Source organism: Staphylococcus sp. FSL H8-0121, assembly GCF_038008425.1.
Lineage (GTDB): Bacteria > Bacillota > Bacilli > Staphylococcales > Staphylococcaceae > Staphylococcus > Staphylococcus pasteuri.
Genome location: NZ_JBBOZB010000001.1, coordinates 635045 through 656453, shown reverse-complemented (window position 1 = coordinate 656453; position 21409 = coordinate 635045). Strand labels below are relative to the sequence as shown.

Sequence of the window (21409 nt, the reverse complement as noted above, 5' to 3'; positions counted from 1 at the left end):
AGTTCTTCAATTCTTAGTTATTAGACTTTGATTGAAGAACTTTCAATATAAGGAGTACATAATGAAACAATTACCAATTATTGCATTAGATTTTGAATCTGCAGATAAAGTTAATGCATTTTTAGATCAATTTAATGAACCATTATTTGTAAAAGTTGGAATGGAATTATTTTATCAAACAGGACCTGATTTAATTAAATCAATTAAAGATAGAGGTCATAGTATATTTCTTGATTTAAAATTACATGACATCCCCAATACAGTAAATAAAGCAATGCAAGGGTTAGCAAAATTAGATGTAGATTTAGTAAATGTTCATGCAGCTGGTGGTAAGGCGATGATGGAAGCAGCTATTGAAGGATTACGTCAACACAACAAAGATATAAAAATCATTGCTGTTACTCAATTAACATCAACAACTCAAGAACAGTTAAATAATGAACAAAATATACAAACAACGATTGAAGAAGCAGTTCTAAATTATGCTCGATTGACTCAACAAGCAGGTCTTGATGGTGTCGTTTGCTCACCATTGGAAGCGGAATTGTTAACTAAAGAATTAGGCGAAGATTTTATGAAGGTAACGCCTGGCATTAGACCTCAAGGTGCTGCGCAAAATGATCAAAAACGAATCACTACACCGGAGCAAGCTAAAAAATTAGGATCAACACATATTGTTGTTGGTCGACCAATTACTCAAAGTGACAATCCAGTTGAAAGTTATCAAAAAATAAAAGAAAGTTGGTTAGGTTAAATGGCTAAAGAAATTGCAAAATCACTACTAGATATTGAAGCAGTATCATTATCACCAAATGATTTATTTACATGGAGTTCAGGTATTAAATCACCAATTTATTGCGATAACAGAGTAACATTAGGCTATCCAGAAGTACGAAATGCTATTAGAGATGGTTTAATCAAACTTATTAATGAAAAATTTGAAGACGTAGAAATTATTTCTGGTACTGCAACAGCAGGTATACCACATGCTGCGTATATTTCAGAAAAAATGGAGTTACCAATGAACTATGTTCGTTCGAAAAGTAAAAGCCATGGTAAACAAAATCAAATTGAAGGTGCCAAAAGTAAAGGCAAAAAAGTAGTGGTTGTTGAAGATTTAATTTCTACTGGTGGATCATCAGTAACAGCAGTAGATGCCCTTAAAGAAGCTGGCGCAGAAGTGTTAGGCGTTGTTGCCATATTTACTTATGGTCTAGCTAAAGCAGATGATACATTCAAACAAGCACAAATTCCTTTTTACACTTTAAGTAATTATAATGAATTGATTGAAGTAGCAAAAGAGCGTGGAGAAATTTCTGAAAATGACATTCAGACTTTAGTTGATTGGAGAGATAACTTATCATAAGATAGGTTTATAGGTGGGATGTAAAATGTTAAAGCAGAAACATGATAATCATCTGTACTCGTCATTAAAACACTGCAATGCATTTTTAAGTCGACGGGAAGATTTTAGAAATACAACTCAACTCGATGTCCAAGAAAATGAAAGTACAGTATCCAAATTTCAAAAAGAAATGAATTATAATGCTTTTGAACATACAAGTGATATTTTCAAAAAAGCAAAGGAAAACTTACGTACTAAAGGTGAATTGTAGTCCGAAATAATGATTTAAACTACATGATTATTAATTTAAAAGCAATGAATTAAAAAAACGGCGATTAGTCAATGTTTGTACTGAACCCTAAAGTTGTACTAAAAATCTAACTTTATAAGGGCACATCAGTTTAACAACACTCTAACGCCGTTTCTTTTTTATATTACTTTAACGAATAAATAATTTAGTTAATAGCCATCCAATTAGTAAAACAATTACTAATATCAATAGAGGAATAAGTAAATGTGTCATATTATGGCCTCCTTTTCACTTAATTTAATTTTAACCGTTCAAACATATAAGTCAAAATTAAAAAACTACATCTAACAAAAATATTATAAATAGCTAAAATCTTAAAAGTGGGTATAGTCAACAAAATTAAGACACGCATGTTAAACTATGGATAAGTATTGATAATAATTTAAACAACACTTATAGGGGGATTAAAATGGAAATACCAAAAATAACGACATTTTTAATGTTTAATGATCAAGCAGAAGAAGCAATTAATTTATATACAAGCTTATTTGAAGATAGTGAAATTATAACGATGGTTAAATATGATGAAGATGGACCTGGAACACCTGGAACTGTTCAACATTCGATATTCACACTAAATGGTCAAGTTTTTATGGCTATTGATGCAAACAATGGAGAAGAATTACCAATGAATCCTGCAATGTCACTTTATGTCACTGTTAAAGATACAATGGAAATGGAAAGACTTTTCAGTGGACTAAAAAAAGAAGGCGCTATTTTAATGCCTAAAACTGAAATGCCACCATATCGCGAATTTGCATGGGTACAAGATAAATTTGGTGTCAGTTTCCAACTTGCATTACCAGATAAGCACTAACAAAATATTTATATAATTAAAAAGGACTGGTTACGTGTCATATATTGTGCTGAAATCCATAAAGTTAGATTTTAAGTCTAACTTTTGGGGTGCACTTCATATATGCGTAATCAGTCCTCTTTATATTTAAATTAAGTTAAACTTTCAGATTTCATATGTTGAATATGATCATAATCTGGAGTTGCATATAAAGTTTTTTGCTTGTCATAAGTGATAAATCCTGGTTTTGCACCAGAAGGTTTATGGACATGTTTTATTTCGGTATAGTCAACAGGAATTTGACCTGAATTTCCAGCTTTAGAGAAGTAACCAGCGAGCATAGCCGCTTCTTTAATAGTTTCTTCTGAAGGTGAATCATTTAGAATAACAACATGCGAACCTGGGATGTCTTTCGTATGGAACCATATATGATTTTTCTGTGCTTTTTTATTAGTGAGATAATCATTTTGTTTATTATTTTTACCTACTAATATCGTATCTCCATCTGTTGAAAGATAAGATTGAAGCTGTATTTTAGCATTTTTCTTTTTCTTAACATTTTTACGCTGTTTCATAAATCCTTGATCTGCTAATTCGTCACGAATATCATCGATTTCATTTACCGTTATATGTTCTAATTGCTGTTCAATACCAGTGAAATAGTCAATGTTTTCTTTAGTTAACTGAATTTGACGTTGAAGTTCATGTTCACGCGTTTTCATACGATTGTATTGTCTATAATAATATTGTGCATTAACAGAAGGAGATTTCGTTGGATTCAAGGGAATTGTAATCTCTTCATTATTATAATAATTGAGTACTGTTACAGATTCGTCTCCTTGATTTATACGATAAATATTTGCTGTTATTAATTCCCCATACAATTGATAATTATCTTTATCTTTAGTTCCTTCATATTCATGCATGAGTTTGCTTAATTTGTTTTGATATTTATGAAGTTGTTGTTGGACAAAACGCACTAAATCATTAGCACGTTGTTTGACGCGCTCACGTTCTCCTCGTGCATCATAATAACGATCTAATAAATCATTTAAAGAGTCATAAGTTACTATATCATCATAAAATTGATTTAAAGTCATGAAGTAAAAATCTTCTTTACCAGATTGATGATTTTTATGAAATACAGGGGTAGGTGTTTCTAGTGTCTCAGCCATGACTTCATCATATGCTTCAGGTAAAGTCTCAGGCGTCATAAACTGACGACGATTAACGATTTCATTTGTAATTAACGGGCTAAAACCTTCGAAAGTATTTAACAGTTGTTTAGCAATTTTACCTGCATTGAAATCAATATGTTTTAATGCTTCAGAACCTGACACTTCATAAGGGTTTAACTTATGTTGAGTTGGAGGGGCTTCATATTGGAAACCAGGCATTACTGTACGATATTGGTTTGTATTAGGTGTAAGATGTTTAAATCCTTCGATGATTTTTCGATTTTCATCAACTAATATTAAATTACTATGTTTACCCATAATTTCTAATATAATCGTTCTATACATAGTATCGCCGATTTCATCTTTACTTTGTACATCAATTTCTACACGTCTATCATTACCAATTTGACGAATAGCTTTAATAATGCCACCTTCTAGATGTTTACGGAAGACACGAGCAAACATAGGTGGGTCGAATGGATTATCATATTTTTTATTCGTTAATTGCAACCTTGAAAAGCTTGGATGTATAGATAAAAGTAGTTGATGATTTTGACGGTTTTGGCGTACAACAATAATTATCGTATCATTTTCGGGTTGATTAACTTTATGGATGCGTCCTGTAACTAAATCTTGTAAGGAATCAACCATCTGTTTTGTAAATAGGCCATCATATGCCATTGATATCTGCCACCTTCTTGTTATTCATTCTCATTATTGTAACATGCATCATTCGTACGGTCATGATTCTTGTTTAATTTAACTTATTATGAAAAATGTATAATGAGTCGCTAAAAGTATCTCTATACAATTTCAAGTGCAATATGATATCATATTTAAATAATAGAAGAATAGCTTAGAAAGGTCGTAAGGCATGGATAATGAAAAAGGATTGTTAATAGTTCTTTCAGGTCCTTCTGGTGTAGGTAAAGGAACTGTTAGAAAGAAAATATTTGAAGATCCCAATACTTCGTATAAGTATTCTATATCGATGACTACTCGTAGCATGCGCGAGGGTGAAATTGATGGTGTAGATTACTTCTTCAAAACAAAAGATGAATTTGAAGCATTAATTAAAGATGATCAATTTATTGAATATGCCGAGTATGTAGGTAATTACTATGGTACGCCTGTTCAATATGTTAGAGATACGATGGACCAAGGACATGATGTATTTCTAGAAATTGAAGTCGAAGGTGCAAAACAAGTTAGAAAGAAATTCCCTGAAGCATTATTTATTTTCTTAGCTCCACCAAGTCTAGATGATTTAAGAGATCGTTTAGTAGGTAGAGGGACAGAATCAGATGAGAAAATTCAAAGTCGTGTTAGCGAAGCACGAAAAGAAGTAGAAATGATGAATTTATATGATTATGTTGTGGTTAACGATGAAGTAGAGTTAGCCAAAAACAAAATTCAATCAATCGTCGAAGCTGAACACCTTAAACGTGAAAGAATAGAAGCTAAATATAGAAAAATGATACTGGAGGCAAAAAAATAATGTTAAATCCACCTTTAAACCAATTAACAGGTAAGATTACATCTAAATATCTTATCGCTACTACTGCTGCAAAAAGAGCTCGTGAATTAGATGAAAAACCAGAAACAGCTTTAGAAAGTAAATACATTTCAGCTAAACCTGTTGGTAAAGCACTAGAAGAAATTGCTGATGGTAAAGTTTCACCAGTTATTCCTAACGAATTTTTAGGATAATCACATTAAAATAAATGTACACACCTTTTTTGAGATATGTTATTACATGAGTTGTAATGAATATATCACTTATATAAGGTGTGTTTTTTTAATATCATTGATAATTTGTGTATAATTAATATAAATTTGAATAACATCTTGTTGAATAAACAAACGAGCAAAGTTCTAATCAGGGAAATAAATTGATTGAATTGAAAATGTATTTAAGGAGAACACAATAATGAAACATATTTTATTAGCGGTTACGGGCGGTATAGCTGCATATAAAGCTATAGATTTAACTAGTAAATTAACTCAAGCAGGTTATGAAGTACGTGTGATGTTATCAAATCATGCACAAGAATTTGTTACACCATTAGCCTTTCAATCTATTAGTAAAAATCCAGTTTATACAAATACTTTTAAAGAAGAAAATCCTCAAGAAATCCAACACGTTGCACTTGGCGATTGGGCAGATGTTATTATCGTAGCGCCAGCGACTGCAAATACAATTGCAAAGTTAAGTGTCGGTATTGCAGATGATATGATAACGTCAACTTTATTAGCAACAGAAACACAAACATTTATCGCTCCAGCTATGAATGTACACATGTACGAAAATAAACGAACACAACATAATATAGAGACTTTAAAATCTGATGGGTACCAATTTATAGAACCTGGGGACGGTTATTTAGCGTGCGGATATGTTGCTAAAGGACGTATGGAAGAACCTTTACAAATTGTGTCAGTCATTAATCAATACTTTAATCAACATGAGACACAAATTGAAAGTTCATTTAAAGGTAAAAATGCTCTTGTTACTGCAGGTCCTACAGTTGAAGTCATCGATCCAGTTAGATTTGTATCAAATCGTTCATCAGGAAAAATGGGATTCGCAATAGCAACTGCATTACAAAAACGTGGTGCTAATGTCACGCTAGTTAGTGGGCCAACCCAATTAGATGATCCTAAAGGTGTGAATGTGATTCGAGTTGAAAGTGCAAAAGAGATGTTTGAAGAAACATTACAATACTATGATACTCAAGATATCGTTATTAAAGCCGCAGCTGTATCTGATTACACTCCATCTGAAGTGTTAGATCATAAAATGAAAAAGCAAGATGGCGATTTAACTGTAAAATTTAAACGTACTCAGGATATTCTTAAGTATCTTGGTGAACATAAACAGGATCAGTATTTAGTTGGTTTTGCTGCAGAAACTCAAAATATTGAACAATATGCTCAAGATAAATTAAAAAGAAAAAATGCGGATGTGATTATTTCCAATAATGTTGGTGATAAATCAATTGGTTTTAATTCAGATGAAAATGAATTAACGATGCATTTTAAAAACCAAGATATGGTCAATATAAAGAAAGGCAAAAAAGTTGAAATTGCTAACGAAATTTTAGACGAATTAGAAACTAGGTGGCAATAATGATAGCAAAGGTTATTGTAGATATACCTTCTAAAAGTGTTGATTTTAAATTTGACTATATTATACCTGAACGATTGCAATCATTCGTTCAAATAGGGGTACGTGTGATAGTACCGTTTGGACCAAGAACAATTCAAGGGTATGTTATGAGTATTCAAGATCAACCTGACGAAGACATTGACTTCAGTAAACTTAAAGAAATCAAAGAGATTCAAGACATCAAACCAGAATTAACACCTGAATTAATTGAACTTAGTGAGTGGCTTAGTCATTATCATTTAACAAAACGTATTTCAGTTTTAGAAGTCATGTTGCCTAATGCAATTAAAGCTAAATATCAAAAAGCGTTCGAAATTGTAAAGGGTAATGACATATCAGAATCTATTTTAAAAAGATTTAATAAAGATGGATATTATTTTTATAAAGATGCACAAAAAAATAACGATTTAGGATATTTAGATGATTTATTAAAGCAACATTTCATTAAAGAAACTACTATCTTATCGCAAAATATTAAAAAGAAAACACAACGTGCTGTTAAAGTAACGGATATAGGTAATCCAGACGAAATTTTAAATAAATTAGAAAAATCAATTAAGCAATATGATTTATATGCTTACTTGTTAGATGAAAGACACCGAGATGTGTTTATCAAAGAATTAGATGAAATGGGATTCTCTAAATCAAGTTTAGATACATTAATTAAAAAAGGTTATTTAGAAAAGTATGACGCTGAAGTTGAAAGAGATCCTTTTGCAAATCGTATTTTTGAGAAAGAAAATAATCGTCAATTAACGAATGATCAACAAAATGCTTTCGATGCGATTAAAGCAAAAATAGATGCAAATGAAGAGAGAACATTTTTATTACATGGTGTCACAGGATCGGGGAAAACAGAAGTATACTTACAAACTATTGAAACAGCATTAAATCAAGGTAAACAGGCTATGATGCTCGTCCCCGAAATTGCTTTAACACCACAAATGGTATTACGGGTTAAGCGCCGATTTGGTGATGATGTTGCGGTGTTACATTCAGGTCTTTCAAATGGTGAAAGATATGATGAATGGCAAAAGATTCGTGATGGTCGTGCACAAGTCAGTGTAGGTGCTCGCTCAAGTATATTTGCTCCATTTAAAAATTTAGGTCTAATTATTATAGACGAAGAACATGAATCTACATATAAGCAAGAAGATTATCCAAGATATCATGCGCGAGATATAGCGCAATGGCGTAGTCATTATCATCAATGTCCAGTCATACTAGGAAGTGCAACTCCAAGTTTAGAAACATATGCACGTGCAGAAAAAGACGTTTATCAATTATTAACATTACCTAATCGTGTTAATAATCAAGCGCTGCCTGCTATTAATATTGTGGATATGCGTGAGGAACTTGCAGAAGGGAACCGTTCAATGTTTTCTTCTACACTTAGACAAGCCATTCAACATTGTTTAGACCATAATGAACAAATCGTACTATTTTTAAATAGAAGAGGATATGCTTCATTTATGCTTTGCCGTGATTGTGGTCACGTACCACAGTGTCCAAACTGTGATATTTCATTAACGTATCACAAAACAACTGATCAATTGAAATGTCACTATTGTGGTTATCAAGAAACGCCACCTAATAAATGTCCTAATTGTGAAAGTGAACATATTAGACAAGTAGGGACTGGTACACAAAGAGTTGAAGAATTACTCCAGCAAGAATTCGAAGATGCAAAAATCATTCGTATGGACGTAGATACAACATCACGTAAAGGTGCTCATGAAAAATTACTTAATGATTTTGAAAATGGTAAAGGAGATATTCTTTTAGGCACACAAATGATAGCTAAAGGATTAGATTATCCTAATATCACATTAGTAGGTGTTCTAAATGCAGATACAATGTTAAATTTACCTGATTTTAGAGCTAGCGAACGCACATATCAACTATTAACACAAGTAGCTGGACGAGCAGGACGTCATGAAAAAGAAGGGCAAGTAATTATTCAAACATATAATCCTGAACATTACGCAATTGAAGATGTTAAGAAAAATGATTATTTAACTTTTTATCAACAAGAAATGAGTTATCGCAAATTAGGTAAGTATCCTCCTTATTACTTTTTAATTAATTTTACAATTTCACATAAAGAAATGAAAAAAGTAATGGAAGCTTCTAAACATATTCATAAAATATTGTTACAACATCTAACTGATCAAGCCCTTGTCCTCGGTCCTTCTCCTGCGGCTTTATCAAGAATTAACAACGAGTACCGCTTCCAAATTCTAGTTAAATATAAAAGAGAACCAGAATTACACAAAGCATTAACATATTTAGATGATTATTATCATGACAAGTATGTTAAAGATAAATTAGCATTAAAAATAGATATCAACCCACAAATGATGATGTAGACATAAAAAAGCCATTGAGTATCATGACAACAAACACAGTTGTCAGCGCTCAATGGCTTAAAAATTTAATTTAATTACATTAATACATTACCATTTTCATCAGCTGGTCTGAATAATGTTAAGATAGCACTAATAATAGCTAAAATATGAGGTATTGCTGTCCAACAGAATAAAATGTGTAGAATGCCTTGCATATTTTTACCAGCATAGAATTTATGAATTCCAAAGCTACCTAAAAATACAGCTAATAAAATATAAATCACTTTGTTTACTTCCATTATTAATTCACCTCTTTTTTTACAATTTAAATTAATTGTCTTTATTAATCTTCCCTTTTTTTAAACATAGTACTCATTTATATTTTATAAAATATGGTATTAAAGTCAAAGAGATCGTTCTCATTCTTTAGTCTGAATAAGGGAGGTCGCAATTTTATACTATATAAGTTATAATGGTTTGATGAATTTTAATGAGGAGCGTTAAATATGTCAGTAAAAAAATTAGTTAAAGCGGAGCATCCAATATTTAACCAACCGGCACATCAAGTAGAACAATACGATAATCAATTAAAGCAAACACTAACAGATGTTGAAGATACTTTATATGCGTTGGAAGGATCTGCATTAAGCGCAAATCAAATCGGTATTAACCAACAAGTTGCCATCGTTGATATGGAAATGGAAGGCTTATTACAACTTATCAATCCTAAAATTATTAAACAATCAACTGAAACGATTACTGATTTAGAAGGATCAGTAAGTTTACCTGATGTATATGGCGAAGTTGAACGCAGTAAAATGATTGTTGTTGAAAGTAATGACGTTAACGGAAATTCAGTAGAATTAACAGCGTACGATGATGTAGCGAGAATGATTTTACATATGATTGATCAATTAAATGGCATATTTTTCACAGAAAAGGCTAAACGTATATTAAGTGATAGTGAAATGGAGGCATATTTCGAAAATGAGTAAAATAATTTTTATGGGAACACCAGATTTCTCAACTAAAGTATTAGAAATGCTTATTGCAGAGCATGAAGTTATTGCAGTAGTAACTCAACCAGACAGACCAGTAGGTAGAAAACGCGTTATGACACCACCGCCTGTAAAAAAAGTAGCGGTAGAACATAATATTCCAGTATATCAACCTGAGAAAATAAAAGGATCTGAGGAATTACAAACATTATTAAACATGGATTCAGATCTTATCGTAACAGCTGCATTTGGCCAAATCTTACCAGAACAATTATTGAATACACCTAAACTAGGGGCAATAAACGTACATGCTTCATTGTTACCTAAATATCGAGGTGGCGCACCAATACATCAAGCGATTATAGACGGTGAAAAAGAAACAGGTATAACGATTATGTATATGGTGAAAAAACTAGATGCAGGAAATATTATCTCACAACGAGCTATCGACATAGAACAAGATGATAATGTGGGTTCAATGCATGATAAGTTGAGTTTTTTAGGTGCTGATTTATTAAAAGAAACATTACCTTCAATTTTAAATGGTACTAATGACAGTGTAGAACAAGATGATAGTCAAGCTTCATTTGCTTCAAATATTAGTCGTGAAGATGAAAAAATCGATTGGAATTGTAGTGCACAAGAGATACACAATCATATAAGAGGTCTATCACCATGGCCAGTTGCCTATACTATTATGGATGACAAGAATTTAAAAATTTATGGTGCACATATCGTATCAGGTAAAAAAGGTGAACCAGGCACTATTGTAGATACGACTAAGAAAGCAATTATAGTTGCAACTGCCTCAGATGAATGTATTGCTTTAACTGATATTCAATTAGCCGGTAAAAAACGTATGCAAGTAGCAAATTATTTAAGTGGTGTTCAAGAATCACTAGTTGGGAAGAAATTAGTATGACAAATTCGATAAGAGGTCTCGCTTTTGAGACAATACAAGCAATATTAGATGAAGGTGCCTATAGTAACTTAGAAATTAATGAAGTACTATCAACATATGAAATTAGTGATTTAGATAAAGGATTATTCACTGAACTTGTATACGGTACAGTAAAACGTAAATATACTTTAGATTTTTATTTGAAACCATTTTTAAAAACAAAAATCAAAGGTTGGGTACGTGAATTACTTTGGATGAGTATTTATCAATATGTATACTTAGATAAAGTACCTGATCACGCAATCATTAATGAAGCGGTGGAAATTGCCAAAGAAGAAGGCGGTTATTATACCGGAAATGTGGTTAACGGTATACTACGTACAATTATGAGAAGTGAATTACCAGATATAAATGATATCCAAGATGATAAAAAAAGAATTGCTATTCAATATAGTTTACCTAAGTGGTTAGTTGACCATTGGGTAACACATTACGGCTTGGAACAAACAGAGACAATTGCACAATCATTTTTAGAACCAGTAGCTACTACTGTAAGAGCTAATATAACAAGAGGCTCGATTGATAACATTATAAGTGCGTTAGTAAAAGAAGAGTATACAGTAAAAAAAGATGACGTTTTACCTTTCTGTCTTCACATTTCTGGAAAACCAATTGTGAACTCAAGAGCTTTTAAAGATGGTTTAGTATCAATTCAAGATAAAAGTTCCATGTTTGTAGCGCATATCATGGATTTAGATAGAAATGATTCTGTATTAGATGCATGTAGTGCACCTGGGGGGAAAGCGTGTCACATTGCTGAAATATTATCTCCAGAAGGGCATGTTGATGCGACAGATATACATGATCATAAAATAAAACTGATTGATTTCAATATAAGAAAATTAAGACTTAAAAATATTAAAGCCTTTCAACACGATGCAACAGAACCCTATGAAAATCAATATGACAAAATTTTAGTGGATGCTCCATGTAGCGGTTTCGGTGTATTACGACATAAACCTGAAATTAAATATAGTCAGTCGAAAAATACAATTCAATCACTAGTTGAATTACAATTACAAATATTGGAGAATGTAAAACATAACGTAAAACCTGGAGGTTCAATTGTTTATTCAACATGTACAATAGAACAAATGGAAAATGAAAATGTAGTGTATACATTCTTAAAACAAAATGATGATTTTGAATTTGAACCATTCCAACACCCAACAACTGGTGAAATGGTTAAAACATTACAAGTCTTCCCCCAAGACTATCATTCAGATGGATTCTTTATCGCTAGAATTAAAAGAAAGGAAAGTTAATATGATTACTGAAAAAAAGAAAAAGAAAAATAAATTCCTTCCTGATTTTGAGAAGCAGTCTATTTACTCTTTAAGATACGATGAAATGCAAGACTGGTTAATTGAACACGGTCAACAGAAATTTAGAGCAAAACAAATTTTTGAATGGTTATATCAAAAACGTGTTGATAGCATTGATGAAATGACAAATCTTTCAAAAGATTTACGTCAACTATTAAAAGACAACTTTGCAATGACAACGTTAACGACTGTTGTTAAACAAGAAAGTAGAGACGGCACAATCAAATTCTTGTTCGAATTACAAGATGGCTATACAATTGAAACTGTATTAATGCGACATGAATATGGAAATTCAGTATGCGTAACAACACAAGTTGGTTGCCGTATTGGTTGTACATTTTGTGCTTCAACATTAGGCGGATTAAAACGTAATTTAGAAGCAGGAGAGATTGTATCTCAAGTATTAACAGTACAAAAAGCATTAGACGAAACAGATGAACGTGTATCACAAATTGTTATTATGGGTATTGGCGAACCATTTGAAAATTATGATGAAATGATGGACTTTTTACGTATTGTAAATGACGATAATAGTTTAAATATCGGTGCAAGACATATCACAGTATCTACTTCAGGAATTATTCCAAGAATTTATGACTTTGCTGATGAAGATATCCAAATTAATTTTGCAGTAAGTTTACATGGTGCAAAAGATGAAATTCGTTCAAGATTAATGCCTATAAACCGTGCCTATAATGTTGAAAAATTAATGGAAGCTATTGAATACTATCAAGAAAAAACAAATCGTCGTATTACATTTGAATATGGTTTGTTTGGCGGTGTAAATGATCAATTAGAACATGCTAGAGATTTAGCTCATCTTATTAAAGGATTAAATTGTCACGTCAATTTAATTCCAGTTAACCATGTTCCAGAAAGAAACTATGTCAAAACACCTAAAGATGATATTTTTAAATTTGAAAAAGAGTTAAAACGATTAGGTATCAATGCTACAATAAGACGTGAACAAGGATCAGATATTGATGCAGCATGTGGTCAATTAAGAGCGAAGGAACGACAAGTAGAAACGAGGTAAGAGCAATGCTAAATGCACAATTTTTCACTGATACTGGACAACATAGAGATAAGAACGAGGACGCAGGCGGTATATTTTATAACCAAACTAGTCAACAAATGTTAGTGTTGTGTGACGGTATGGGTGGTCATAGAGCTGGTGAAATTGCAAGTCAGTTTGTTACTTATGAACTACAAAAACGCTTTGAAGCGGAAAATTTAATCGAAGAACATCAAGCTGAAGAATGGTTGAGTACGAACATTAAAGCAATTAATTTTGATCTTTATAATTATGCTCAAGAAAACCCTGATTACCATGGTATGGGTACGACTTGTGTTTGTGCATTAGTATTCGATAAAGTAGTTGTTATTGCTAATGTTGGTGATTCTCGAGCTTACGTTATAAATAGTAGGCAAATTGATCAAATTACTAGTGACCATTCTTTTGTGAATCATCTAGTAATGACAGGTCAAATTACAGAAGAAGAGGCATACCATCATCCTCAAAGAAATATCATTACCAAAGTAATGGGAACAGATAAACGTGTATCTCCAGATTTATTTATTAAGCGCTTAAACTTTTATGACTATTTATTACTTAATTCTGACGGACTAACAGATTATGTTAGAAATTATGAGATTCAAGAAGAATTAAAACAAGAAGTTTCTTTAGAAGATCATGGTGAGAGCCTTATGCGTTTAGCATTCGCCCACGAATCTAGAGATAATATAAGTTTTATATTATCTGCTATCGAGGGTGATAGAGTATGATAAATAAACTGATTAATGAGCGCTATAAAGTCATTGATAAGCTTGGTGGCGGTGGAATGAGCATTGTTTATCTAGCTGAAGATTTAATTCTGAAGCGTAAGGTTGCAATTAAAGCTATTTCAATCCCACCAAGGGAGAAAGAAGAGACATTACGTCGCTTTGAAAGAGAAGTTCATAATTCATCACAATTATCACATAAAAATATTGTTACCATTTTTGATGTAGCTGAAGAAGATGATTGTTACTTTTTAGTAATGGAGTATATTGAAGGGCCAACACTTGCTGAGTATATTGAGAACCATGGACCCTTAAGTTTAGAAACTGCTGTACAATTTACTCAACAAATTCTAGAAGGCATTAAACATGCACATGACAATAGAATCGTACATAGAGATATAAAGCCACAAAATATTCTCATTGATAAAAATAAAACCTTGAAAATTTTTGATTTTGGTATAGCAAAAGCGATAAGTGAAACATCGTTAACTCAAACGAATCATGTACTTGGGACTGTGCAATATCTATCTCCCGAACAAGCTAAAGGTGAATCTACCGATGAAGGTACTGATATATATTCTATAGGTATCGTGTTATTTGAAATGTTAGTAGGGGAACCACCATTTAATGGTGAAACAGCTGTAAGCATTGCCATTAAACATATACAAGATTCCATTCCTAACATAACAACAGATAAACGCGAAGAAGTGCCACAAGCTTTGAGCAACGTTGTACTTAAAGCGACTGAGAAGGATAGAGCTAATAGATATACTACTATTCAACAAATGCGTGATGATTTAAGTAGTGCACTACATGAAAATCGTTCTAACGAAGAAAGATATACTTTAGATCAAACCAAGACTAAAACAATGTCTTTTTCTAAAGAAGAAATTTCCAGAAAGATTGACGACACACCAAAAGAGAAAAGTATTGGTCAAACAATGCAAATTCCAATAATGGATCACCAAGACAATCAACAACCTCAAAATAAAGATACACATTTATATGAACCGCCACGCAAAAAAAGTTCTAAGAAAAAGAAATTTTTATACGCATTTATCTTTGCGTTATTACTTATCGGTCTTATTTCTTTTGTAAGTATGGCAGTGTTTGGTGATAAATTTGAAGAAATGCCAGATATCACTGGTAAAACACAATCCCAAGCTGAAACAATGTTGAAAAATCATAATCTAAAACTTGGTGACGTTTCGAAAGATTACAGTGATAAATACCCTGAAAATCAAATCATTAAATCTAAACCAGCTAAAGGTGAGCGCGTTGAGCGTGGAGATAAAATTGATATTGTAGTATCAAAAGGACCTGAAATGGTTAAAATGCCAAGTGTAATTGGTTTATCAAAAGATGACGCGCTCGATAAACTGCGTGAAGTAGGTCTTAAAGATGTAGGGGTTGAACAAACATATAGTTCAAGCACACCTAAAGGTTATATTGCTAATCAAAGTGTGTCAGCAAATAAAAAAGTGAAATTAAATGACAATAATATCAAAATTTATGAATCTTTAGGAGTTAGACAAGTATATGTAAGTGATTATGAAAACAAATCATATGATACTGCTAAGAAAGAATTAGAATTAAAAGGATTCAAATTAAAAGTTTCAAAATCCTATAGCGACAGTGTGAAAAAGAATGATATTATTTCACAATCACCAAAAGGTAAATCAGTAGATGAAGGCTCAACAATAACATTAGTTGTCTCTAAAGGCGAAGAATCCGACGATGATAAATCAGATGATGATTCAGATAAAGATGTTAAGAATTACAATGAATCAGTGAAAGTACCTTATTCTGGTAAAAAGGGAAAAAGCCAAAAAGTAGAAGTTTATGTTAGAGATAAAGATAATAGTGGTTCTAGCGCAGTTCAATCATTTGAAATTAAAGATGACAAATCAATTAATATTCCTATGAAAATTGAAAAAGGTAAAACTGCTGGTTACACTGTAAGAGTAGATAACAAAATTGTTGCAGATAAAGATGTGGATTATGATGACTAAATAATAATTCATTAAAATATGAAGTGCTATACGATGAGTCAATTACGAGACTCATCGTATTTTTTATAGTTATAAAGATATATAATTATTAATGAGTTTGATATACTATTATCAGTAAAATAATTATGAGAGGTGTCCTTTTGAAGACAGGTCGAATTGTAAAATTGATAAGCGGCGTTTATCAAGTAGATGTTAACGGTAAACGCTATAATACGAAACCACGTGGCTTATTTAGAAAGAAGAAATTTTCACCCATTGTTGGAGATATTGTAGATTTTGATGTGCAAAATGAAACAGAAGGTTATATTCAACATGTTCATGAAAGAGATAATGAATTAAAAAGGCCACCTGTCAGTAATATTGATACATTAGTTATTGTAATGAGTGCTGTTGAGCCACAATTTTCAACGCAACTATTAGATAGATTTTTAGTGATTGCCCATTCATATGGGTTAAACACAAGAATCTTAGTCACTAAAAAAGATATGGCTGACGATAATCAAATTGAAAAAATTAATAATTATCTATCTATTTATGAAGAAATAGGTTATTCAACTCAATTTGTTAGTATTCATGATAACCAAACGACATTAGTTGAAGAATGGGGGAGAGGTTTAATTGTTTTAAGTGGACAGTCTGGAGTTGGGAAATCGACTTTCTTAAACCATTTTAAACCTGAACTTGAGCTTGAAACTAATGATATTTCAAAATCTCTTAATCGAGGTAAACATACTACTAGACATGTAGAACTACATGAAACGGTGAGTGGTTTTATCGCAGATACGCCAGGTTTTAGTGCACTTGACTTTGATCATATTGACAAAGATGAGATTAAAAATTACTTTATCGAAATTGCACAATACGGTGAGCAATGTAAATTCCGTAATTGTAATCATCTTAAAGAACCAAAATGTAATGTCAAAGAAGAATTAGATAAAGGAAACATCGCACAATTTAGATATGAACATTATTTACAATTATTTAATGAAATTTCAGAGAGAAAGGTTCGATATTAAATGACTAAAGTATTACCTTCACTACTATCAGTTGATTTTTTAAACTTAAAAGATGAAATAATAAAATTAGAAGATGCACAAGTTGATGGATTACACTTTGATGTTATGGATGGTCAATTTGTACCTAATATTTCTATTGGAATTCCAATTCTAGATGCAGTTCGTAAACAAACAGATTTACCGATAGATGTCCATTTAATGATTGAAAATCCTGAACAATATATTGAATTATTCGCAGACCATGGTGCAGATCTCATTTCTGTTCATTTAGAAGCTACTGCCCATATTCATAGAGCGCTAGAACAAATAAAGAACAAAGGTAAAAAAGCAGGCGTTGTCATTAATCCAGGAACACCAGTTAGTCAGCTACTACCTATTATCAATGTAGTAGATTATGTATTAATTATGACAGTTAACCCTGGTTTTGGTGGTCAATCATTTATTGAAGAATGTGTTGATAAAATACTAGAATTAAATACGTTAAAAAATGAAAAGCAACTTACATTTGATATTGAAGTTGATGGCGGTATCAATGCAGAAACAGCTGAAATTTGTGTGAAAAATGGAGCTACAATGTTAGTAACTGGCTCATATTTCTTTAAACAAAGTGATTATAAAGAAGTTACACAAAAACTAAAGGGCTGATGATTATGGAAATCAATTTAATGTGCTCTGATAGAAATCTTCCAAATGATTTATTTGATCAACACCGTGAAGATATTTGGGGCGGCATAGATAGAGGTGCCTTAATTCTCTTAAAGCATCAAATTATTCCTGAATTTTCGGTTGGTGATTTTGATTCAGTAAACGATGAAGAACGTCACATTTTATCCCAACAATTAAATATACATCCAGTGAAAGCAGAAAAGGATGATACTGATTTAGGCCTCGGTGTAGCACAAGCAGTCGCCGAAGGGTATAAAGAGATTAATATTTATGGCGCGACTGGTGGTCGTTTAGATCATTTTATGGGTGTTATTCAATTACTCTTAAAACCTGAATATATTAATAAAGGGGTCAAGTTTAAGATTATTGATACTCAAAATGAAATTACATTACTGACACCTGGTTGTTATACAGTAGATTTTAATTCAAATTATCCTTATATTTCATTTATACCTATGAGTGGTGAACCAGTTATTTCTTTAACTGGATTTAAATATGAATTACAACAAGAAAAATTAGAAGTGGGATCTACGTTAACAATTTCAAATGAAGTTAAACATGAGCGAGGCAATATTGAAATTAGTCATGGACATGTTTTACAAATGAGAAGCAAAGACAAAGATTACTAATAGAATAATAGGAAAGAGAAAGATATAATTATTTGGAAATAGTACCCCTTTATTTTATTACTTGTAAATATGATTGCATAAAAAAAGAACTTAAAGGAAGCTCCTTTAAGTTCTTTTAAAATAAATCCTCCACATAAGGACTATTTATAAGTGCATTATATTTATTAAACTCTAGTAACTTTACCAGATTTTAAAGCACGTGCAGAAACCCAAACTTTTTTAGGTTTTCCGTCAACAAGAATTCTAACTTTTTGAAGGTTAGCGTTCCATCTGCGTTTGTTCGCATTTAAAGCGTGTGAACGATTATTACCAGTCGAAGCTTTACGACCTGTTACGTAACATTGTTTACCCATGAAAGTACCTCCTTTAATAAATATAAATACACGTCACTACTTATATACTTTATTAAGATATCATAACTTAACGAAATTGGCAATAATTAGTTCTGCAAATTAAAATTTAATGGCGCAAACTGTTGATATTTTATGATATAATTGTAAGCTGTGGAGTAATATAGTATGATACTGTAAAGAAATATGAAATTTAAACATTAAAAATTCAAATGATTTACTAATATTAATTATTAAAATTTAGCAATGAGATTGCTTAATTATATGAGAATCGCAACATATAACTTTATTTTTCAGGAGGAATATTAATATGACATTAGAAATTTCAAATGATTACGGTAAAATTGATATTTCGAATGAAGTCATCGCCTCTGTTGTAGGCGGTAAAGCTGTTGAATGTTACGGCATAGTTGGTATGTCATCTAGACAACAAGTTAGAGATGGAATTGCTGAAATTTTAGGGCATGACAATTACGCACGCGGTATCAAAGTACGCGAAGAAAACGGAAATGTTGATATAGATATGTATATTATAGTAAGTTATGGTGTGAAAATTTCAGAAGTGGCTAACAATGTTCAGTCAACTGTTAAATATACATTAGAGTCAACACTTAATGTTAAAGTGAATTCAGTTAATATCTTTGTACAAGGTGTTAGATTAAACCAAACGGGCAAAAAGATATAGGAGGACAACGTGAAATGATTAGCAAAATCAATGGTAAATTGTTTGCCGATATGATAATACAAGGGGCACAAAATTTATCTAATAATGCAGATTTAGTGGATTCGCTTAATGTATATCCAGTACCAGATGGAGATACAGGGACTAATATGAATCTTACAATCACTTCTGGTCGTGAAGAAGTTGAAAATAATTTATCACAAAACATTGGAGAACTAGGTAAAACATTCTCTAAAGGATTATTAATGGGTGCTAGAGGTAATTCTGGTGTTATTTTATCTCAATTATTTAGAGGATTCTGTAAAAATATCGAAACAGAAGCCGAAATTACTGCTCAACAATTAGCTGCTAGTTTGCAGGCTGGTGTTGAAACTGCGTATAAAGCTGTTATGAAACCAGTTGAAGGAACAATTTTAACGGTCGCTAAAGACGCAGCTCAAGCAGCAGTGGATAAAGCTGAAACATCAAATGATTGTATTGAAGTTATGGAATCAACTATTGAAGCAGCTGAAAAATCATTAAATAACACCCCTAATTTACTTGCCGTATTGAAAGAAGTCGGCGTTGTCGATAGTGGTGGTAAAGGTCTATTATCTGTATATGAAGGATTTTTAAAAGGATTAAATGGTGAAACTATAGAAGCATCTAAACCAAAACTAGATACTGATACTTTAGTAAATGATGAACACGATTTCCATGGTGTTATCAATACTGAAGATATTGTCTATGGTTATTGTACTGAAATGATGGTTCGTTTTGGTAAAGATAAGAAACCTTTTAAAGAAGAAGAATTCCGTCAAGATATGAGCGAATTTGGAGATTCCTTATTAGTAATTAATGACGATGAAATTGTTAAAGTTCACGTTCATACGGAATATCCAGGTCAAGTATTTAATTACGGACAACAATATGGTGAATTAATCAAACTTAAAGTTGAAAACATGAGAGAGCAACATCGTGAAGTGATTAGAAAAGAAGCAAACAATCATAAACACGAAACACCTCAAACAGTTGAAACAGCAATTATTACTATATCTATGGGTGACGGCATCTCAGAATTATTTAAATCGATGGGTGCAACTCATATCATTAGTGGTGGTCAAACAATGAACCCATCTACGGAAGATATTGTCAAAGTTATTGAACAGTCTGAATGTAAACGTGCTATTATTTTACCAAATAATAAAAATATCTTAATGGCCAGTGAACAAGCAGCTGAAATAGTTGATGCAGAAGCAGTAGTAATCCCTACAAAATCTGTACCACAAGGTATTGCAGCATTATTCCAGTTTGATGCAGATTCTTCATTAGAAGATAATAAAAGCCATATGGTCAATGCATTAGATGTTGTTAAATCAGGTTCTGTAACATTTGCTGTTAGAGATACAAAAATAGATGGCGTTGAAATCAAAAAAGATGAGTTTATGGGTCTTGCTGAAGATAAAATTATAACTTGTGACGCTGATCAATATACAGCTACTAAGCAATTGTTAGAAGCTATGTTAAGTGAAGATAGTGAAATTTTAACTATTATAGCTGGAGAAGATAGTAAGCAACAAATTACGGATCAATTAACTGAATGGGTTGAGTCTACTTATCCTGATGTTGAAATTGAAAACCATAATGGACAACAACCAATATATCAATATTTATTCGCGGTTGAATAAGAGTAATATAGGTAAACTATAAATGATAACGAGATTGAAGTTTTATGCAGAGATAGCTGTATACTTCATTCTCGTTTTATTTTTATATTTAGTAATAAATGATAATAATAAAGTCTAACATAAATATATTATGTAAACTTTAGTTTCGTAATGCGTTTCTATCAACGTTAAGCTG

22 protein-coding genes are annotated in these 21409 nt (G+C 31.8%); 19 read left to right on the top strand and 3 right to left on the bottom strand.

From position 1 onward, the window contains the following. The first annotated feature begins 61 nt into the window (after positions 1-61). From pyrF to LFT63_RS03125, 4 genes are all read left to right on the top strand, one after another. Positions 62-754, top strand: coding sequence for an orotidine-5'-phosphate decarboxylase (gene pyrF, locus LFT63_RS03140; RefSeq protein ID WP_029055472.1), 693 nt, complete (start codon positions 62-64; stop codon positions 752-754). Continuing rightward, entirely contained in the window at positions 755-1366 is a 612-nt protein-coding gene (gene pyrE, locus LFT63_RS03135) for an orotate phosphoribosyltransferase (protein WP_017637150.1), read from the top strand. It abuts the gene before it with no gap. 25 nt (positions 1367-1391) lie between these two features. After that, positions 1392-1616 carry a hypothetical protein gene (locus LFT63_RS03130; RefSeq protein WP_017637149.1) on the top strand — a complete coding sequence of 75 codons (225 nt, stop codon included), beginning with the start codon at positions 1392-1394 and terminating at the stop codon, positions 1614-1616. A 448-nt stretch (positions 1617-2064) separates the two neighbouring features. After that, positions 2065-2472 (top strand): VOC family protein, encoded by a 408-nt coding sequence (locus LFT63_RS03125; RefSeq protein WP_017637148.1) that lies wholly within the window; start codon positions 2065-2067, stop codon positions 2470-2472. A gap of 131 nt (positions 2473-2603) precedes the next feature. Here the strand turns inward: LFT63_RS03125 and LFT63_RS03120 are convergent, their stop codons facing one another. After that, positions 2604-4310, bottom strand: coding sequence for an Rqc2 family fibronectin-binding protein (locus LFT63_RS03120; protein WP_340767900.1), 1707 nt, complete (start codon positions 4308-4310; stop codon positions 2604-2606). Between the two features lie 193 nt (positions 4311-4503). Here LFT63_RS03120 and gmk point away from each other — a divergent pair, with 193 nt between their 5' ends. The 4 genes from gmk to priA all read left to right on the top strand — a co-directional run bounded on the left by gmk (position 4504) and on the right by priA (position 9167). Further along, the gene (gene gmk / locus LFT63_RS03115) at positions 4504-5127 is read left to right on the top strand and encodes a guanylate kinase (RefSeq protein ID WP_017637146.1); all 624 of its coding nucleotides are present in this window, start codon (positions 4504-4506) and stop codon (positions 5125-5127) included. After that, positions 5127-5339 carry a DNA-directed RNA polymerase subunit omega gene (gene rpoZ / locus LFT63_RS03110; RefSeq protein ID WP_017637145.1) on the top strand — a complete coding sequence of 71 codons (213 nt, stop codon included), beginning with the start codon at positions 5127-5129 and terminating at the stop codon, positions 5337-5339. The genes gmk and rpoZ overlap by 1 nt, the downstream gene beginning before the upstream one ends. A gap of 220 nt (positions 5340-5559) precedes the next feature. Continuing rightward, on the top strand, positions 5560-6759 hold the full coding sequence (coaBC, locus tag LFT63_RS03105; protein ID WP_107999693.1) for a bifunctional phosphopantothenoylcysteine decarboxylase/phosphopantothenate--cysteine ligase CoaBC: 1200 nt from the start codon (positions 5560-5562) through the stop codon (positions 6757-6759). Further along, on the top strand, positions 6759-9167 hold the full coding sequence (priA, locus tag LFT63_RS03100) for a primosomal protein N' (RefSeq protein ID WP_029055469.1): 2409 nt from the start codon (positions 6759-6761) through the stop codon (positions 9165-9167). Before coaBC ends, priA begins: the two co-directional genes overlap by 1 nt. A gap of 74 nt (positions 9168-9241) precedes the next feature. Here priA and LFT63_RS03095 read toward each other — a convergent pair whose 3' ends face one another. Continuing rightward, positions 9242-9445: a TM2 domain-containing protein gene (locus LFT63_RS03095; protein WP_029055468.1), complete on the bottom strand. Its 204-nt coding sequence runs from the start codon at positions 9443-9445 to the stop codon at positions 9242-9244. A gap of 207 nt (positions 9446-9652) precedes the next feature. Here LFT63_RS03095 and LFT63_RS03090 point away from each other — a divergent pair, with 207 nt between their 5' ends. From LFT63_RS03090 to LFT63_RS03050, 9 genes are all read left to right on the top strand, one after another. After that, the gene (locus LFT63_RS03090; protein WP_029055467.1) at positions 9653-10141 is read left to right on the top strand and encodes a peptide deformylase; all 489 of its coding nucleotides are present in this window, start codon (positions 9653-9655) and stop codon (positions 10139-10141) included. Further along, complete coding sequence (fmt, locus tag LFT63_RS03085; protein WP_029055466.1) at positions 10134-11066, top strand: methionyl-tRNA formyltransferase; 933 nt, start codon at positions 10134-10136, stop codon at positions 11064-11066. The genes LFT63_RS03090 and fmt overlap by 8 nt, the downstream gene beginning before the upstream one ends. Next, positions 11063-12370, top strand: a complete 1308-nt coding sequence (gene rsmB / locus LFT63_RS03080; protein WP_029055465.1) for a 16S rRNA (cytosine(967)-C(5))-methyltransferase RsmB — start codon at positions 11063-11065, stop codon at positions 12368-12370. The genes fmt and rsmB overlap by 4 nt, the downstream gene beginning before the upstream one ends. A 1-nt stretch (position 12371) precedes the next feature. Next, positions 12372-13466 carry a 23S rRNA (adenine(2503)-C(2))-methyltransferase RlmN gene (gene rlmN / locus LFT63_RS03075; protein ID WP_029055464.1) on the top strand — a complete coding sequence of 365 codons (1095 nt, stop codon included), beginning with the start codon at positions 12372-12374 and terminating at the stop codon, positions 13464-13466. Between the two features lie 5 nt (positions 13467-13471). Further along, entirely contained in the window at positions 13472-14215 is a 744-nt protein-coding gene (locus LFT63_RS03070; protein WP_029055463.1) for a Stp1/IreP family PP2C-type Ser/Thr phosphatase, read from the top strand. Continuing rightward, on the top strand, positions 14212-16224 hold the full coding sequence (gene pknB / locus LFT63_RS03065; RefSeq protein ID WP_340767896.1) for a Stk1 family PASTA domain-containing Ser/Thr kinase: 2013 nt from the start codon (positions 14212-14214) through the stop codon (positions 16222-16224). The genes LFT63_RS03070 and pknB overlap by 4 nt, the downstream gene beginning before the upstream one ends. A gap of 140 nt (positions 16225-16364) precedes the next feature. Next, positions 16365-17240 carry a ribosome small subunit-dependent GTPase A gene (gene rsgA / locus LFT63_RS03060; RefSeq protein WP_029055461.1) on the top strand — a complete coding sequence of 292 codons (876 nt, stop codon included), beginning with the start codon at positions 16365-16367 and terminating at the stop codon, positions 17238-17240. Continuing rightward, a complete protein-coding gene (gene rpe / locus LFT63_RS03055) occupies positions 17241-17885 on the top strand; it encodes a ribulose-phosphate 3-epimerase (protein WP_017637134.1) in 645 nt (214 codons plus the stop codon). Between the two features lie 5 nt (positions 17886-17890). Next, positions 17891-18535 carry a thiamine diphosphokinase gene (locus LFT63_RS03050; RefSeq protein WP_029055459.1) on the top strand — a complete coding sequence of 215 codons (645 nt, stop codon included), beginning with the start codon at positions 17891-17893 and terminating at the stop codon, positions 18533-18535. Between the two features lie 164 nt (positions 18536-18699). Here the strand turns inward: LFT63_RS03050 and rpmB are convergent, their stop codons facing one another. Further along, positions 18700-18888 (bottom strand): 50S ribosomal protein L28, encoded by a 189-nt coding sequence (rpmB, locus tag LFT63_RS03045; RefSeq protein ID WP_002435210.1) that lies wholly within the window; start codon positions 18886-18888, stop codon positions 18700-18702. A 307-nt stretch (positions 18889-19195) separates the two neighbouring features. Between rpmB and LFT63_RS03040 the strand changes: the two genes are divergently transcribed. Then, on the top strand, positions 19196-19570 hold the full coding sequence (locus tag LFT63_RS03040; protein WP_017637132.1) for an Asp23/Gls24 family envelope stress response protein: 375 nt from the start codon (positions 19196-19198) through the stop codon (positions 19568-19570). Between the two features lie 14 nt (positions 19571-19584). Further along, the gene (gene fakA, locus LFT63_RS03035; RefSeq protein ID WP_017637131.1) at positions 19585-21234 is read left to right on the top strand and encodes a fatty acid kinase catalytic subunit FakA; all 1650 of its coding nucleotides are present in this window, start codon (positions 19585-19587) and stop codon (positions 21232-21234) included. The last annotated feature ends 175 nt before the right edge of the window (positions 21235-21409 follow it).